At 74.9% G+C, this 15,827-nt stretch carries 16 protein-coding genes; 8 read left to right on the forward strand and 8 right to left on the reverse strand.

Features of this window, described 5'->3' with window-relative positions:
* Window positions 1-113 precede the first annotated feature (113 nt).
* Entirely contained in the window at window positions 114-2,300 is a 2,187-nt protein-coding gene (locus VM95_RS11910; protein ID WP_078859807.1) for a bifunctional polysaccharide deacetylase/glycosyltransferase family 2 protein, read from the forward strand.
* On the opposite strand, the gene VM95_RS11915 is transcribed toward VM95_RS11910, so the two are convergent.
* The 6 genes from VM95_RS11915 to VM95_RS11940 all read right to left on the reverse strand — a co-directional run bounded on the left by VM95_RS11915 (window position 2,301) and on the right by VM95_RS11940 (window position 7,972).
* Window positions 2,301-2,714, reverse strand: a complete 414-nt coding sequence (locus tag VM95_RS11915; RefSeq protein WP_045695231.1) for a nuclear transport factor 2 family protein — start codon at window positions 2,712-2,714, stop codon at window positions 2,301-2,303.
* Window positions 2,715-2,754: 40 nt separating this feature from the next.
* Window positions 2,755-4,002: an ATP-grasp domain-containing protein gene (locus VM95_RS11920; protein WP_045695234.1), complete on the reverse strand. Its 1,248-nt coding sequence runs from the start codon at window positions 4,000-4,002 to the stop codon at window positions 2,755-2,757.
* Between the two features lie 11 nt (window positions 4,003-4,013).
* The gene (locus tag VM95_RS11925; protein WP_052707316.1) at window positions 4,014-5,204 is read right to left on the reverse strand and encodes a hypothetical protein; all 1,191 of its coding nucleotides are present in this window, start codon (window positions 5,202-5,204) and stop codon (window positions 4,014-4,016) included.
* A 6-nt stretch (window positions 5,205-5,210) separates the two neighbouring features.
* Complete coding sequence (locus tag VM95_RS11930) at window positions 5,211-6,050, reverse strand: oxidoreductase (protein ID WP_045695237.1); 840 nt, start codon at window positions 6,048-6,050, stop codon at window positions 5,211-5,213.
* 138 nt (window positions 6,051-6,188) lie between these two features.
* Window positions 6,189-7,322: an aminotransferase class I/II-fold pyridoxal phosphate-dependent enzyme gene (locus VM95_RS11935; RefSeq protein ID WP_045695240.1), complete on the reverse strand. Its 1,134-nt coding sequence runs from the start codon at window positions 7,320-7,322 to the stop codon at window positions 6,189-6,191.
* On the reverse strand, window positions 7,319-7,972 hold the full coding sequence (locus VM95_RS11940) for a helix-turn-helix transcriptional regulator (protein WP_045695242.1): 654 nt from the start codon (window positions 7,970-7,972) through the stop codon (window positions 7,319-7,321). Before VM95_RS11940 ends, VM95_RS11935 begins: the two co-directional genes overlap by 4 nt.
* 111 nt (window positions 7,973-8,083) lie before the next feature.
* On the opposite strand from VM95_RS11940, the gene VM95_RS11945 reads away from it, so the two are divergent.
* Complete coding sequence (locus VM95_RS11945; RefSeq protein WP_244178732.1) at window positions 8,084-8,668, forward strand: GNAT family N-acetyltransferase; 585 nt, start codon at window positions 8,084-8,086, stop codon at window positions 8,666-8,668.
* Between the two features lie 48 nt (window positions 8,669-8,716).
* On the opposite strand, the gene VM95_RS11950 is transcribed toward VM95_RS11945, so the two are convergent.
* Window positions 8,717-10,522 carry a sialidase family protein gene (locus VM95_RS11950; RefSeq protein ID WP_045695245.1) on the reverse strand — a complete coding sequence of 602 codons (1,806 nt, stop codon included), beginning with the start codon at window positions 10,520-10,522 and terminating at the stop codon, window positions 8,717-8,719.
* 656 nt (window positions 10,523-11,178) lie between these two features.
* On the opposite strand from VM95_RS11950, the gene VM95_RS11955 reads away from it, so the two are divergent.
* From VM95_RS11955 to VM95_RS11975, 6 genes are read left to right on the forward strand one after another with little or no spacing between them, the layout of a single operon-like run.
* A complete protein-coding gene (locus tag VM95_RS11955; RefSeq protein ID WP_045695248.1) occupies window positions 11,179-12,210 on the forward strand; it encodes an aKG-HExxH-type peptide beta-hydroxylase in 1,032 nt (343 codons plus the stop codon).
* Window positions 12,207-13,418, forward strand: a complete 1,212-nt coding sequence (locus VM95_RS11960) for a YcaO-like family protein (RefSeq protein ID WP_078859808.1) — start codon at window positions 12,207-12,209, stop codon at window positions 13,416-13,418. Before VM95_RS11955 ends, VM95_RS11960 begins: the two co-directional genes overlap by 4 nt.
* A 32-nt stretch (window positions 13,419-13,450) precedes the next feature.
* Window positions 13,451-13,978 (forward strand): class I SAM-dependent DNA methyltransferase, encoded by a 528-nt coding sequence (locus VM95_RS40190; RefSeq protein WP_052707317.1) that lies wholly within the window; start codon window positions 13,451-13,453, stop codon window positions 13,976-13,978.
* Between the two features lie 57 nt (window positions 13,979-14,035).
* Entirely contained in the window at window positions 14,036-14,206 is a 171-nt protein-coding gene (locus VM95_RS42425) for a hypothetical protein (RefSeq protein WP_157882066.1), read from the forward strand.
* A 28-nt stretch (window positions 14,207-14,234) separates the two neighbouring features.
* On the forward strand, window positions 14,235-14,612 hold the full coding sequence (locus VM95_RS11970; protein ID WP_157882067.1) for a hypothetical protein: 378 nt from the start codon (window positions 14,235-14,237) through the stop codon (window positions 14,610-14,612).
* Window positions 14,609-15,460: a hypothetical protein gene (locus VM95_RS11975; protein ID WP_045695256.1), complete on the forward strand. Its 852-nt coding sequence runs from the start codon at window positions 14,609-14,611 to the stop codon at window positions 15,458-15,460. Before VM95_RS11970 ends, VM95_RS11975 begins: the two co-directional genes overlap by 4 nt.
* A 14-nt stretch (window positions 15,461-15,474) precedes the next feature.
* Here the strand turns inward: VM95_RS11975 and VM95_RS11980 are convergent, their stop codons facing one another.
* Window positions 15,475-15,759 (reverse strand): putative antibiotic biosynthesis monooxygenase, encoded by a 285-nt coding sequence (locus VM95_RS11980; RefSeq protein WP_045695261.1) that lies wholly within the window; start codon window positions 15,757-15,759, stop codon window positions 15,475-15,477.
* Window positions 15,760-15,827 lie beyond the last annotated feature (68 nt).

Raw genomic sequence — 15,827 nt, forward strand, 5'->3', positions numbered from 1 at the left:
GCCCGGGCCCGCGCCGACGCACGGGCGAGCGACCGCCCCGCCGGGCAAGCCCGTCAAGCCCTGAGCCCGACCGCCCTCCCCAGCACCGCCCGCACCCCCCGGAAAGCAGCACCATGAGCGCCGCCCGCCGCCGACGAGCCCCCGCCCGCAGCGCCCCCGCCCGCAGCGCCCCCGCCCCCGCCCGCCGAGGCCGGCGCGGGGTGGTCCGGCAGGGCCCGGTCCGCACCCACTGGCTCCTGCTGACCGCCCTGCTGCTCACCCTCTCCGGCGCCCTCCTGCTCCAGGGCTACACCCAGCACAGCTTCGACGACCGCCCCGACCAGGCCGCCACGCCCTCGGCCGCGGACGGCGTGCCGGCGGCGGTCCGCGACGGCGGCCCGGTGATCGACGCGGCCGGAGCGCAGCCGCGCAGCGCCGGCCCGAAGCCCGGCACGATCGCGCTCACCTTCGACGACGGTCCCGACCCGCAGTGGACCCCGCAGGTCCTCGACGTGCTGCGCCACGAGGGCGTGCACGCGACCTTCTTCGTCGTCGGCACCCAGGCCGCCGAACATCCCGACCTGGTCCGGCGGATCGTCGCCGAGGGCCACCAGATCGGCGTGCACACCTTCACCCACACCGACCTCGGCCCGGCGCCCGGCTGGCGCCGCTCCCTCGAACTGCGCGAGACCCAGCTGGCACTGGCCGGATCGGCCGGGGTGACCAGCTCCCTGCTGCGTCCGCCGTACTCGTCCAGCGCGAACGCCCTGGACGACCGCGAGTGGGACGCCGTGCGCCAGGCCGGGCACGACGGCTACCTGACGGTGCTCACCACCCAGGACGGCGAGGACTGGCAGCGGCCGGGCGTCGCGCAGATCGTGAAGAACCTCGACGCCGCCCCGCACGGCCCCGGCCCGGTCATGCTGATGCACGACGCCGGCGGCGACCGCTCGCAGACCGTCGCCGCCCTGCGCGTGCTGCTGCCCCAACTCAAGGCGCGCGGCCTGCACTTCGCGACCGTCAGCGAGGCGGTCGGCCTGGCCGACCCGGTCCACCCGGCCGGGGCCGCCGACCGTTACCAGGGGCTCGCGCTGATCTGGATCCTCCGGGGCGGCGACTGGGTGCTCACCGCGCTCGGCTGGCTGCTCTGGGCGGCGGGCGCGATCAGCGTGCTGCGGGCCGTCGCGGTGCTGGTCGCCGCGAACCGGCACAAGCGGCTGCGCCGCCGCGCCTGGGGGCCGCCGGTGACGGAGCCGGTGAGCGTGATCGTGCCCGCGTACAACGAGTCCGCGGGGATCGAGGCCGCGCTGCGCTCGCTGCTGGCCTCCGACCACCCGGTGGAGATCATCGTGGTCGACGACGGGTCGACGGACGGCACCGCCGACCTGGTCGAATCGCTCGGCCTCCCGTACACCCGGGTGATCCGGCAGGAGAACGCGGGCAAACCGGCCGCGCTCAACACCGGCATCGCGGCGGCGCGGGCGGAGCTGCTGGTGATGGTCGACGGCGACACGGTGTTCGAGCCGGACGCCGTCCGCCACCTCGTCCAGCCGTTCGCCGACCCCTCGGTCGGGGCCGTCTCCGGCAACGCCAAGGTGATCAACCGCGGCGGCCTGCTGGGGCGTTGGCAGCACATCGAGTACGTGGTCGGCTTCAACCTGGACCGCCGGCTGTTCGACCTCGCCCAGTGCATGCCCACCGTGCCGGGCGCGGTCGGCGCGTTCCGCCGCTCCGCGCTGCTGGCGGTCGGCGGCGTCGGCGAGGAGACGCTCGCCGAGGACACCGACCTCACGATGGCCTTCTGCCGGGCCGGCTGGCGGGTCGTCTACGAGGAGCGCGCCAAGGCCTGGACGGAGGCCCCCGCCTCGCTCGGCGCCCTGTGGCGGCAGCGCTACCGCTGGTGCTACGGCACCCTGCAGGCGATGTGGAAGCACCGCGGCGCGCTGGTCCAGGGCGGCCAGGCCGGCAAGTTGGGCCGCCGCGGGCTGCTCTACCTGCTGATGTTCCAGGTGCTGCTGCCGCTGCTCGCGCCGGTGGTCGACGTCTTCGCCCTGTACGGCCTGGTGTTCCTCGACCCGGTGCGGATCGTCGGCCTGTGGTCGGCCTTCCTGCTGGTCCAACTCCTCATGGGCGCCTACGCGTTCCGCCTGGACAAGGAGAAGCTCGGCCCGCTCTGGAGCCTGCCGCTGCAGCAGTTCGTCCACCGGCAGCTGATGTACCTGGTGGTGATCCAGTCGGTGTTCACCGCCCTCGCCGGGTCCCGGCTGCGCTGGCAGCGGATGCAGCGCTACGGCAGCCTCAAGGTCCCGGCGGGCGGCTGATCAGTCGAGCGCCGCGGGGGAGAAGTAGTCGCGCAGGTGGGCGATCCTCCCGTCACGGGTGCGGAAGATCTGGACCAGCGAGACGATCTCGTCGTCCTCGCCGTCGGCGCCGTCGAAGACCGTGTCGATCTCGGCGATGAACACCTCGGGGTCGGCGGTGGTGTGCAGCACGGCGGCGGACTTCGCGAAGTTCGGCGCCCGGCCGCCCTTCGGCGACCGCGCGTAGTACGCGGCCATCGCGGTCCGGATCGCCTCCCGGCCGACGATCCGCCGGGGAAGCGTCGCGCCGTCCGGCTGCAGCGGCGCCTCGAACACGCCGTCCTCGGTGAAGGTCTCGGCGAGCGCATCGGGATCGCGGCTCAACGGACCGGCATGGACGTACCGCTGGAAGATCTCCTGCGGGGTGGGGGACACGACGACCTCCCTGGGCGCGGACACGGAAAGGCCCATCCCATCACATCGGCGCCGGGCCGATGTCGTACATCCCCGGGCCGTCCAGGTAGCGCACCGTGTTGAGGTCGCGCTGCAGGACGGCGTCCACCGGGTGGCCGAGCGTCAGGGTGGCCGGGTACTCGCGGTCGTAGGTCGTCGCGGTGATCGCCTCGCCGGGCCTCACCAGCACGGTCAGGGAGCGGAAGCTCGCCAGCCGTTCGAGCCGGTCCAGCGCGCGGTAGGCCCGCAGCCGTCCCGAGGCCGGCGCGACCAGCGCCGCCCAGGCGAAGGCGTGCCGCCGCCGGTAGGGCCGGCCCGCCCGGGCGTGGAAGCGCTCGGGCCGGAGGTAGGCGTCGACGGTCCACTCCAGCTGGCCCTCGCCCAGGACCTCGCTCGTGTAGTGCGGAAGCCCCGAGACGCGGGCGCCCACCTCGACCAGCCGCGGCCCGTCCGGAGTCAGCTTGATCTCCAGGTGCGCCGCGCCGTACCGGATGCCGAGGGCGTCCAGCACCCGGCGGCCGTAGTCGAAGAGCTCGCCGACCGGCGGTTCGTCGCAGCGCAGCAGCACCTGCGCGGTCACCAGGTCCCGCACCCCGTTGGCCTCGATCCGCTCGGTGCGCCAGGCGTCGGTCAGCTGGTGCACACCCGCGCAACTGACCGTGTTCACGATGTACTCGGCGCCCACCAGGTACTCCTGGGCGACGACCTCGGTGATCGGCTCGCCCAGCACCGTACGGCGGCCGCGCAGCCCGCGCAGCGCGGCGACCGAGTCCTGCGGCCGGTCGCAGAAGGAGACGCCGGCACCCCAGTAGCCGCGCAGCGGTTTGACGACCACCGTTCCGCCCACGTCCTGGTGCCAGGCGTGCAGTTCGGCTTCGTCGCCGGTCCGCAGCTGCCGCATGCCCGGGACGCCCCGGGCCTTGATCGTCTCGATCTGCACGTACTTGTCGCGCCGCGCGCCGCTCAGGGCCGTGCCGTTGGAGGCCAGCCCCAGCCGTTCGGAGAGGGCGTCGGCGAGCTCCACCCCGGTCTCCCGGCCGGCCAGGACCGCGACCGGCCCCAGCGCGGCGAGCCGGGCGGTCAGGGCGTCCAACTCGCCGTCGTGGACCAGCACCTCGCTGAAGGCCCGGTCGTCCACCGGATCGACCCCGACCGGGGGCACGGGCGTGCTCCGGACCTGGATCACCTCGCCGCCCACCGCGCCGAACGCACCGGTGAACCCGAAGGACGTGCCGAACGCGTCGACGACCGCGACACGGAGAGCTGACATCGGTTGCCTGCCTACGAGTTGGCCGGAGCGGAGCCGGGGTGGACGAGATCGGCGCGGAGCGCGAGGAGCCGGTACACCGCGTTGGTGAGCACGTGCCGGACGCTGAACCCCGAGGTGCCCGGGTCCCGGCCGTCCAGGATGTCGCGTTCGCCGTCCTGCGCGCGGATGTCACGGCGGGTCAGCCCGGTCCGCTCCCGGAACGCCTCGGGGAGCGCGTGCCGGGTGACGCCCAGGTGCGCCATCCGGAAGTCCACGAACCTGTCGATCACCCTGACCAGCCGGTCGCGGCCGGCGCCGTCGAGCACCAGCCGGCCGTCCCGCAGCCGCTGGAACACGTTCGCCCCGCGGACGGAGTCGCCGCGCCACCGCGCGATGACGGGCCGGGACCACGCGGGGAAGTAGGACATCGACTGGTCCAGGAAGATGCCGTACCCCTCCGAGGGCGGCAGCAGGGCCAGTTCGAGGAGCTGGACGCTGGGCATGAACGCACCGCTCGCGCCGCGCGGGCCGCCGGGATGGCCCATGTGGTACGGGCGGAACCGGTGGAACGCCTGCTGGGACAGCCTGCGGTACCTGGCCATGTACCGGGTGAACTCCGCGAGGCACTCGGCGACGTCGTCCAGGACCGCGGCCGGCCGGGTGGCGGCCGACCGGGTGGCGGCCTCCGGCAGGACCAGCGAACGCAGGCCGTAGGCGGCCGATTTCGCCCACGGCTCGGAGAGGTGGTGGCCGAGGTAGAAGTCCCGTTCGAGGGCGGCGTCCCGGCCCGCGGAGAACACCCGGACGTCCCCGCTGCGCAGGTACTCCTCGCAGTTGACGTCGATCAGGAGCTCATAGCTCAGATGGGGATCCAGGGCGGGGAACCTGCCGCACCGGTCGGAGATCAGCTCGGTCAGGGCGCGTGGCGCGGCCTGCGGGCCCGCGGGCGCGTAGCCGCTGAGCAGGAAGAGCAGGTCGAGCTGCAGCAGGCGGGCCGTCCGCTCGTCGTCCGCGGCGAGACGCTGCGCGGCGACGTCCCGGAGCAGCTGTTCCTGGGAATCGGCGAGTTGACGGTACGTCAGGCTACCCGCCGAGATCTCGCCGAGCGCGGTGGGGAGGCCGTGCAGGACGTAGTCGCGCAGCGGTGAGCCCGAGCGGTCGGGGGCGGGGGAGGTGTGCGGCCGGGGGTGTGCGAGGTCGTCGAAGAGCTGGCTGCTGTTCACGTCCGCTCACTGCTCCGCCGGGAAGTCGGCGGCGGCGCTCGCCCCGGCCCACGCCCGCGCCTCCTCCGCGCGCGCCGCACCGGCGGCCAGGGCGGCGGTCACGGCCTGGGCGCCGAGCAGCAGCCGGCGTGGCGGGTCGTCGTGGCCGACGACGTCGATGATCACCCGGGCGGCGCGGGCCGGGTCCCCGGGCTGGGTGCCGTTGTTCTCCTGCCGGTACCGGTTCATGGCGCCGACGGTCTCCTCGTAGTCGGGCCCCACCGGGTGCAGCTCCATGGACGAGCCCTGCCAGTCCGTCCGGAAGGCCCCGGGCTCGACGATGACCACCTTCACCCCGAACGGTGCGACCTCGCCGGCCAGGACCTCGGAGAAGCCCTCGACGGCGAACTTCGCGCTCTGGTAGGCACCCATGCCCGGGGTGCCGCCGACCCGCCCGCCCAGGGACGAGAACTGCACGAACACGCCCGACCGCTGCGCGCGCAGCACCGGCAGCGCGGCCCGGGTGACGTTGACCACGCCGAAGAAGTTCGCCTCGAACTGTGCGCGGAAGTCCTGGTCCGTCATCTCCTCGATCGGGCCGCTGTTGGCGTATCCGGCGTTGTTCACCACCACGTCCAGCCGCCCGAAGGCCGTGACCGCGCCGTCCACCGCGGCGCGGGCCGCGGCCGCGTCGGTCACGTCCAGGCCCGCGGTGCGGACCCGCGGCCCGAAACTGGAGACCAGGTCCGCCAGTTGTTCCGGTCGCCGGGCCGTCGCCAGGACCTGCTCCCCGCGCTCCAGGACCGCTTCGGCCAGGCGCCGCCCGAAGCCCCGGGAAGCGCCGGTGATCAACCACGTGCGAGTCATGTCAAGCCCCTTGTGCTCCGTCGTGAGACCCATCGGTCCTCACTGTCGCGGGGGTACATCCCCCGCACATCAGTCATCTGACGCTGAGTCGGAGGCGGTGGTGGGCCGGCGGGGTGACGGGCGGCCGCCCGGGCGGGGTCATCGCTTGGTGTGCAGCCAGTGGGTGAGGGCGGCCAGGCCCGCTTCGGGGTCGGCGCGGCCGATGCCGATGCGGAAGCGGTCGGTGGGGGTGGGGGTCAGTTCGGAGCGGTAGACGGAGGCCGGCAGCAGCAGGACGCCGGCTTCCTCGACGAGGCGGGTGCAGAACTCCTCCACGCCCTCGGGGCCGAGGTAGCGGGGGTAGGCGACGCAGCCGCCGTCCGGGGCCTGCCAGGCGAAGAGGTCGGGGTGCTCGGCGAAGAAGGCGTCGAAGAGGGGGAGGTTGCGGGCGATCAGGGCCCGGTTGCGGTCCAGGATACCGGCGCGGGCCTTGAGGGCGATGCGGGCCAGGACCTCGCTGGGGGCGGAGTTGCAGATGGTGGTGTAGTGCTTGGCCCGCTCCAGGCGGGACAGCAACTCGCGGTCGCGGCAGGTGATCCAGCCGATCCGCAGGCCGGGCAGGCCGAGCGACTTGGAGGTGACGTTCAGCGACAGGGCGCGCTCGGACAGGTCGGCGGCCTGCGGCAGGGTGCGGGCCGGGTCGCGTTCCAGGCCGCGGTAGACCTCGTCGCTGAACAGGCGGATGCCGCGCTCGTCGCACAGCCGGGCCAGCTCGGTGAAGTCGGCGGCGCCGATGACCTTGCCGGTGGGGTTGTTGGGGAAGTTCACCGAGACGACCCGGGTGTTCGGGCGGATCGCCGCCCGCACGGCGTCGAGGTCCAGGGCCCAGTCCCGGTCGGGGTCGAGGGCGACGCCGGTGACCTCGCACAGGGCGAGCGGCACGGTCTCGGCCGCCTGGTAGTTCGGGGTCACCACCACGGCGTGGTCGCCCGCGTCCAGCAGGACGGTCATCGCCAGGTAGAGGGCCTCCTCGGCGCCGGCGAAGCAGATCACGTCGGCCGCGTCCGCCCGCTCGTACGTCCCGGCGACGGTCTCGCGCAGGGCCGGGTCGCCGTAGGTCTCGGTGTAGCCGAGCGACAGGTTCTCGAACGCGGCGCGGTCCTGGTCGTCGGCCAGGGCGAGCAGGTCGCCGAGGGTCATGGTCTGCACGTCGGAGGCGGTGAGGTGGTGGCGCGCGGTGAACTCCCAGCGGGAGAAGTGGGTCTCCAGGCGGAAGTCGGGCAGGCGGGTCATGGGGTGTCGTCCTTGGTGCCGGGGGTGCGGAGTTCGGCCAGCAGGCCGTACAGGGTGGACCGGGAGACGCGCAGGGCGGCGGCGACGGCCGGGGCGGCGCGGCGCACGGCGAACACCCCGGCCTCGTCCAGGCGGGCGAGGACGGCCAGCCGGTCGGCGCGGGTCAGCCGCTCGACGGGGCGGCCGCACTCGCGCACGTGCGCGCCGACGACGTGCTGGACGCGCTCGTTCCAGTCCTGCTCGAACAGCGGCTCCGGCCGGGGCGTCGTCGGCGCGCCGAACGCGGACAGCACGGCCGCGGCCTGCTCCAGCGGCGTGCGGTCGAGGTTGACGCACAGCACCGCGGCGGCCTTCCCGTCCGGCCCGCGCAGGACGGCGCTGACCGAGGACAGTCGCCGGCCGTCCGCGAGCACCTTCTCGTACGGGCCGAACACGTCCCGCGCGGACGGGTCGAGCGCGTCCAGCTCGCCCAGCAGCGAAGGGTCCCCGGGGCCGCGGGAGCCCATCGGGTTCCAGATCGCCAGGATCCGGTCGGTGTCCGGGTCGTGCAGCACCACCTCGGCGTACGGGCCGAGCAGCAGCGCGACGGCCCGGCCCACGGGCTCCCACAGCCGGACCCGGGGGTCGGTGCTCTCTTCGACGGTTTCCACGGTCTGGACTATACGTCCGACCTGGACGAAGCGTCCAGGATGCGGCCCCGTGCCGCGCCCTCGGCGGTGAAAACCGCTTGCGTGCGCGCGGTGGGCGACCAGAATCGGCGTGTGGTGGAGATCCTGTCGTTCCCCGAAGAGGCCACCCCGTTCGACCTGCGCGTGCAGGTGCGGGAGCTCCAGGACCAGGCGTGGCCGTCCGAGGACGACCCGGTGGTCGCCGCCGACGCGCCGGTCCACGACCCCTCGCTGAACCCGGAGTCGATGCTGCTCGTGGACGGGGGGACGGTGCTGGCCGCGCTGGACATCCTGTCCAAGGAGATCGCCCACGCGGGCGGGCGCTACGCCGCCGGCGGGCTGAGCACGGTGGTGACGCGGCGGGAGGCGCGCGGCCACGGGTTCGGGCGGCGCCTGGTGGCGGCGGCCAGGGAGGCGATGGCCGCCCGGGAGCTGGATCTCGGGCTGTTCACCTGCGACCGCCCGCTCCGGGCGTTCTACGAGAGCGCGGGCTGGCAGGCGCTTCCCGGCGTCGTGCTGATCGGGGGGACGCCGGACGCCCCCTTCCCCAGCGACCGGCCCGGCTTCGACAAGGTCACCATGGCCTGCTTCTTCTCGCACAGGTGCCGGGACGCCCGGGCGGCGTTCCACGACACCCGGATCGGGCTGTATCCGGGGGAGATCGACAAGCTCTGGTGAGGGGCGGCCCCCGGCCCCGTCGCTCTGGGTGCCGGGGTGCCGGGGTGCTCAGTGGCGGGGCACCGCGAGCGCCGTCACCTGCTGCTGTTGCAGGTGGCCCGGGTTGGTGCCGTCGTCGTAGGTGGTCACCGAGGTGGTGTACGCAGTGCCGCCGCCGATCGTGTTGCCGAAGTAGTCGCCGATGAAGGTGTCGGAGCCCTCGACCGGCGAGTCGAGCTGCGGGTCGAAGGAGTGCGCGCTGAGCCGGATGTTGTGGCCGAGCGGGGTGAGCGTCGGGTCGTAGAACTGGGCGCTGGTGTTCACGCAGTAGTCGGCGGCGCCGTAGGGCGCGCCGGGGTGCTTGGGGTTGGCGGTGTCCAGGGCGAGCCCGGCGGCCCGCGCCTCGGCGGTGCCGGCGGCGGGGCAGGCCAGGCGCCGGTCGTAGAAGGCGACGCTGACGGTGCCGTCCGGGCCGGTGGCCAGGTTGGGCTGGAACTCGTCCACCGGCGCGGCGTTGTCGTTGACCCGGACGGGCGCGCTCCAGCTGGCGCCGCCGTCGTACGAGGCGGTCAGCAGGACGTTGACGACGCCGGTGGCGTAGTCCTCGTACGCGACGTACAGCGGGTAGTGGCCGTTCACCGGCCGGCCGCCGAGGGTGAAGGTGTCCTCGATGCCGTCGCGGAAGGTGGTGTTGGCGTAGGAACCGGGCGGCGGGGTGATGGTGCCCGGCAGGGTCGAGACGGTGGACCAGGTCCGGCCGCCGTCTGGCGAGGCGTCCAGGAAGATCTGGTCGCAGCAGAACCGGTGCGCCGGATCGGAGTTGGTGAGGGTGGTGTACACCGTGCCGTCCGGGGCGACGTGCGGCAGCAGGTAGGTGGCGCCCTGCGGCGTGCCGGCCGGCTCGGGGAGCACCTGCGGGGCGGACCAGTCGGTGTGGGTGCCGTCCGGGCGGGCGTCGGCGTACGCGAAGTACGGCACCGCGGTCTTGTCGTGGAAGTCCACCCACATCGCGTAGACGCGGTTCAGGTGCGGGCTGCCGGGGTTGGTGTCGATGGTGATCCACTGCTTGTCCGGGCCGTTGCCGATGCTGTCGTAGCTCGCGACGGAGTCCGGGTGCCCGGCGTGGGTACTGACCCACTGGGTGGCGGTGGTGGCGCCGTGCGGGCGGACCGCGACCGAGATGACCTGCGAGGGGACGGCCGGGTCGGGCTCGCGCGCGGTGCCGACGCCGAAGTCGTGCGAGCCGTCCGCGTTGTAGAAGAACTGGTAGGGCAGCAGCAGTGAGTAGTAGTTGCCCCAGGTGTCGAACGCGCCGACCGGGTCGGTGTTGTCCGTCCAGCCCTCGTAGCCGGGGATGTGGCCCTGCACCGGCCAGCTGCGCCCGCCGTCGAAGGACTCGAAGAAGCCCAGCAGGTGGTTGTAACCCTCGGCGCCGGCAACCCACTTGGAGGCGCCGATCAGGTGGTTCGGGTTGGTCGGGTCGATCCGCAGGTCCGACTCGGAGTGCCCCTTGACCAGCATCGGCGTGGCCGCCGGGTAGCCCGGGTTGCTGCCCGCCTGGCTGGCGTACGGGCCGGCCGCGCCGGTGTCCTCGCCGGTGGTGGCGCCGGAGGCCGGGCAGGGCGTCATGCCGCTGTAGCCCTCGGCGGGGCCGCTGTTGGCGCCGTACGGCACCTCGGGGCGGTAGCAGCTGACGGCGGCCGAGGTGGCCTGCACGTTGCTGACGGCGTTGGCGGCCTGGCTCGCGGCGTAGCTGTCGTCGCTCTGGACGCCCTGCGGCAGCGCGGGGCCGGCGGCGGCCGAGGAGGCGGGGGAGAGGAGGGAGAGGCCGAGCAGGGCCGGGCCGACCAGCAGGGCGATTCTTCGACGGCGCAAGGCGGATCCTCCTGGGAGGGGGAGCGACGGCCCCGGGCGAGGCTCGACGACCGTAGTGAGGGCACGGTCACGACAACAAGGGAGGAGCAAGGAAGTTGACGCTCCATTGGCGCGCGTGAGGGGAGTGCTTTCCCTGCGGCTGCCCGTTGTCGGGCTGCTCGCCGCCGGGCCGGGGCGCCCCACCTGGCGCGGGGGCCGACCGGACGACCGGGCGGTACGGACCAGGGGGGCGCTGTGGGCCGGTCGGGTGAGGCGCGGGAACGACGTGCGGGAACGCGGCCGACTGCGGTCCGTCCGCCGCAGGCCACCGCAGGCCACCGCAGGCCACCGCAGGCCACCGCGTCCGCCGAGTGGCGGGCCCCGGACCCTTCGCACACAGTGGGACGTACCCGGGCGAACGTCTCCACGCCACCCGTGTGGGGTCGTCCCCGCCGTGATCAGCGAGGAGGATTCGTGGAAGACATCCGAGACACCACCGAGGTCGAGATCGAGGCCCTGGAGCCCGTGGAGGAGGAAGACCTCCCCGAGTTCGCCCTGATGGTCGACGTTCCCGACTGAATCAGGCGCACCTGACCGGACTGCGGCGCCGCCGGGCGCCCCCGGTGCGGGGCCGGGCGGCCGTCCGGCCCCGCACCCATGAGGAGAGGGTCACGCCCATGCAGGTCGCCCCCGACGCGCGGACCGCCCGCGAGGACGAGCGTGCCGTGCTCGCGCTGGTGCGCGCCGGCCTGGCCCGGGCGCTGCCGAGCACGCCCCTTCCGCCGGGCGACGCGATCGCCTACCCCGGCTACCACGCCGCCGCTCACCGGGCGCAGCGCCTCGCGCGCCGTGGCGACACCAGGCAACTGGGCTGCCTGGACGGCGAGTTGCGCGATATCGGTGCCCGCGCCACGGCCAGCGCGGCCCGGGCCGCCCGGCGTTCGGAGGGTGGGCCCTGGCCAGTTGACCTTCCCCCGGCGGAGGAGCACCTGACGGCGAGCCTGGACCGGGCCCGCGTGAGCATCCCGCCACGGCCCGACCGCGCGGCCGAGCTCGCCGCACTCGCCGTCACCCCCTGGGGCACCCGCCACGGGCTCGTGTTCGACGACGCCGTCCGCCTCCTGGACCGGGTCTGGCCGGAGATGCTCGCCGAACTCGGCGCCGTGGTACGGCAGGTGGCACTGCTGGACGGCTGGGGCATCGACGGCTTCACCGACTTCACGGTCCACGGGGTGGTTTTCGTGAACGGCGCCCGGGTCCTCCCGGACGACCGCGGCCCGGCGCTGCCCGCGCCGCTTCCCCTGGTCGAGGCGCTGGTCCACGAGGGCACCCACAACCGCTGCGACGCCGCCGCGGTGACCGCACCCTTCCTCGCCGGCGCGCCCGGCGCGCCCGACGCGCCCGGTGCGGCCGGTGCGCCGTCCGCACTGCTCCGCACGCCGCTGCGCACAGACCCGCGCCCGCTGACCGGCCTCTTCCAGCAGGTCGTGGTGCTCGCCAGGAGCGTCCTGCTCTACGAACGGCTGCTGGCCGCGCCGGACGCGATGCGGGGCGGCGCCCGAGCCGCCGCCGTAGCCCGGCGCGACCTGCTCCTCGCCCAGGGCCTCGACGGCTGCGCCACCCTGGACGGCCGGCGCGGGATGCTCACCGACCACGGCCGCGCGGTCGCCGCCCAGGCCCGCCAGGCGCTGGAGCGGGCCGGACGATGACCCGCGAATCCGATAGCCCCTGGCCGGTGCAGACCTTCGAGCCGTACCCCGCCGCCCCCGGCCTGTACTTCGGCCGCACCGCCGCCCGGTCCCCGGCGTTCTCCGCGAACGACGCGGCCGGCGGCACGTCCGTCCTGATCGGCGCCGCGGCCGGGACGGACCGCGCCGGGGTGGCGGTGCGCGCCCGCGGCGAACTCGCGGAGCGCGTGGGCAACGTGCTGGCCGGCCGTCAGGCCGAGGCCGGCGGGCGGGTCGGCGGCCTCGTGGGCTCCCACGACGCGTTGCGCCGCGCCGGCGCGCCCGTCCTCGACCCGGCGGCCTGGCCCGAACTGTCGGATACCGCTCGCGAGTTGCGGGCCGCCGAGCTGTTGTGGGTGCCCGGCCAGTCCCTCACCGGCGGCGGCGAGGTCCTGGTCCCGGCGTGCGCCGTCTACCTGGCGCACCGCCCGCCGTCCGGCTGTGCGGCCCCGCTGCGCCCGGGTTCCACCGGGCTGGCCGCCCACCGCAGCCGCCCCGAGGCCGAGCGGCACGCCGCCCTGGAGGTGCTGGAGCGCCACCTGCTGTGGCAGGCCTGGTACGCGGACGGCGAGCGGACCCGGCCCGCCCGGCCCGTCCTGGCGCCGCCGCTGCTGGCCGCGCTGACGGCACTCGGGGCGGTGGCCACCTTCCTGGTCCTGCCCGGCCCCGCCGGGACGTCGTGCGTGCTCGCGTGCGTGCACGCGCCGGACGGGACCGGGCAGACCTTCGGGGCCCGGGCCACGGCTGGTCCGGCCGACGACACGGCGGCGCAGGCGGCCTGCCAGGAGGCGCTGATGGTGCGCTGGAGCCTCGGCACCCCGGCCGCCCGCGACGCGTGGCGGCATATGCGGGCCACCGGCGGCGGCGCCCCGCCGTACGGGCCGCTGGAGCACGCGCTGTACGCGTTCCACCGCCAGGACGGCCTGGCCCACCTGCGCGCCGGGAGCACGGCGGCGGCCCCCTCGCGCGGTGGGGGCCGACCGCCCGAGCCGGCCCGCGCGCTCGCCGACCTCACCGGGGAGGACGTGGTCCTGGTCGACACCACCGCGGCCACCGGATCCCGGGGCCCGGGCGGTGCCGAGGCCGTCGTGCGCCTGGTCGCCCCCGGCGCCCGCCGGCTGCCGGCCGACGAACGCGCCCAGCGCCTCCCGGCCCGCGCCCGGACCCGACTGCCCCACCCGCTCGGCTGACACGCCCCGCCCCCAGCAAAGGAGTTGCCGCCATGTCCGTCGACGCCGCCACGCAGCCCTCGGCCTCGTACGCCACACGGTTCGCCGAACGCTACGACGCCTGGTTCGGCCACTCGGCCCCCACCGAGGACACCGTCGCCCTCCTGGCCGGGCTCGCCGGCCCGGGCCCCGTCCTGGAGCTCGGCCCCGGCACCGGCCGGGTGGCACTGCCGCTGGCCGCGCGCGGCCTGGAGGTGCACGGCGTCGAGGGCTCCCGGGAGATGGCCGCCGAACTGCGCCGCCGCCCCGGCGGCGACCGGATCCGGCTGACCGTCGGCGACTTCACCGAGGTGCCGGTCGACGGCCCGTACACGCTGATCTACCTCGCGGGCGGCACGTTCTTCGAGATCCCCTCCCAGGAGGCGCAGCTGCGCTGCTTCCAGGCGGCGGCCCGTCGGCTGGCGCCGGGCGGGGTGTTCGTGTTCGACGCCCTGCTGCCGGAGACGGTGTGCGCGCCGCAGTCGGCCGGCGGCCGGGTGCTGCCGACCGCGGACGGCTCGCTGGTCGTGCGGCACCGGTAGATCGACCGGGCGGCGCAGCGCTACGAGTCGCACTACCTGGTCACCAGCGACGGCCGGTTGAGCCACGTCCACGTCCGGTTCCGCTACGCGGGCTGGGGCGAGCTGGACCTGATGGCGCGCCTGGCCGGTCTGCGGCTGCGGCGCCGGTACGGCGGCTGGGCGGGCGAGCCGTTCCGGGACGGGTGCGCGTACCACGTCTCGGTGTACGAGCGCGCGGACCGGGCCTGAGCGGGGGCGGGCCGTGATCCTGCACGCCGTGGTGACAGGCGGTGCCCTGGTCCTGCTCGGCCTGTTCGTCCGCTGGGGTGTGCGGACGTCACCGCACCGCCCGTTCTCGTGGGGCATGTACTCGGGGTCGTCCAAGGGCTTCCTGTGGACGTCGGGGGAGGGGGACGGGCGGCGGCGGCCGGTGTGCCACCACGAGCTCGGGCTGGCGCCGGAGGGCCACCTGCTCACGCTCACGGAGCTGCACCGGCTGCTCGGCACCACGGCGCCGCAGGTCCGCTTCGAGGGCCTGATCATCGGCTCGACGGGCGACTGGCGGATCCGCTACGAGGGCCGCCTGCTGGCCGCACCCATCCCGCCCGGCGCCGGACATGCCCGACTGGTCGCCGCACTACGGGAGTTGGAGTGACCGTTGCTTCACGTGCCTTCACGGCCGCCGTCTGCTGCCTCGTGCTCGCCCTCGCCTGGCGGGCCGGGCTGGTGCTGCTCGACCACCGTGCCGTCCGGCGCGGCTACCCGGGGGCCGGCGCCTACCGCGTCGGCCGGGGCTGGTCCGGGCCGGACGCCTGGGCCGGCCAGTGCCGCCGGGCCCTGGTCGGGCTGGCGGCGGCCGCCGTGCTGCTGCCCGTCGCCGTGCTGCCCGGGTCGCGGGCGGCGGCCGGTGCGGCGCTGCTCGCCTGCGGCACGGCCGGCGCGTGGATCCTGCTGGACCGGGCGCCCCGGTTCACCGGCGTGTGCCTGCTGGTGCTGCTCGCGCTGGTGGCCGTGCGCGAGGTCGGGGTGCTGGCCGGGGTGCGGGTCGGGGGTGAACCGTCCGCCGCGCGGATCGGCTTCCTCGCCTCGTTCTTCGCCGCGCAGATGTACCTGGTCGCGGGCCTGCGCAAGGTGCGCTCGCCCCAGTTCATGAGCGGCCGGGTCCTGATGGACAACATCGCGTACAACGCCTGGCAGGCCGCGGCCGGGAGCCGCGAGTTCCTCCCGGTGCCGAGCCTGCCCCGCCTCGCCGTCGCCCTCGACGCCCCGGTGTTCCGCGCCGCCTGCCGGGCCGCGGCCGTCGCCACGGCCGGGGTCGAACTCACCCTGGGTCTGGGCGCCCTGGGCCTGTTCCCGGGCGCGGTCACCGTGCTGCTCGCCGTCCCCGCCCACCTGGCGTTCACCGCGATCAGCCCGCGCCGCATCGTCCCCTTCTCGGCGGCGTCGCTGGGGCTGCTCCTGCTGGCCGCGTCGCATCCGCTGCTGAGCGGGCCCGGGTGGTGAGCCGGCGGGTCGGGCTACTTGCGGCGGGCGAGCTTGCGCTCGGCCTTGAGCAGCAGGGGCATCAGCGCGTAGCTGACGACCGGGACGACCAGGGCGGTCATCACCAGGGTCCGCAGCGCGATCGGCAGGCTGCCGAGGTAGGGGCCGAGCAGCAGGAAGGCGGCGGTGATGGTCGGGTAGACGGCGAGCCAGGTCAGCAGCGCCCGGCGGTGCGCGGACGGCATGGCCGGGGTGGTGGGGGCGATCAGGACGGCGGGGGCTGCGGTGGCGGGTGCGGCGGTGATGGTGTCGGTGCTCATGACGTGTTCCTCCCCTTGGCGAGCGGCTGGAGAGCGAATCTCCAACTCGTTGGTTGGAGTTTGGCAGA

It is taken from the genome of Streptomyces rubellomurinus (genome assembly GCF_000961885.1).
Taxonomy (GTDB): Bacteria; Actinomycetota; Actinomycetes; order Streptomycetales; family Streptomycetaceae; genus Kitasatospora; species Kitasatospora rubellomurina.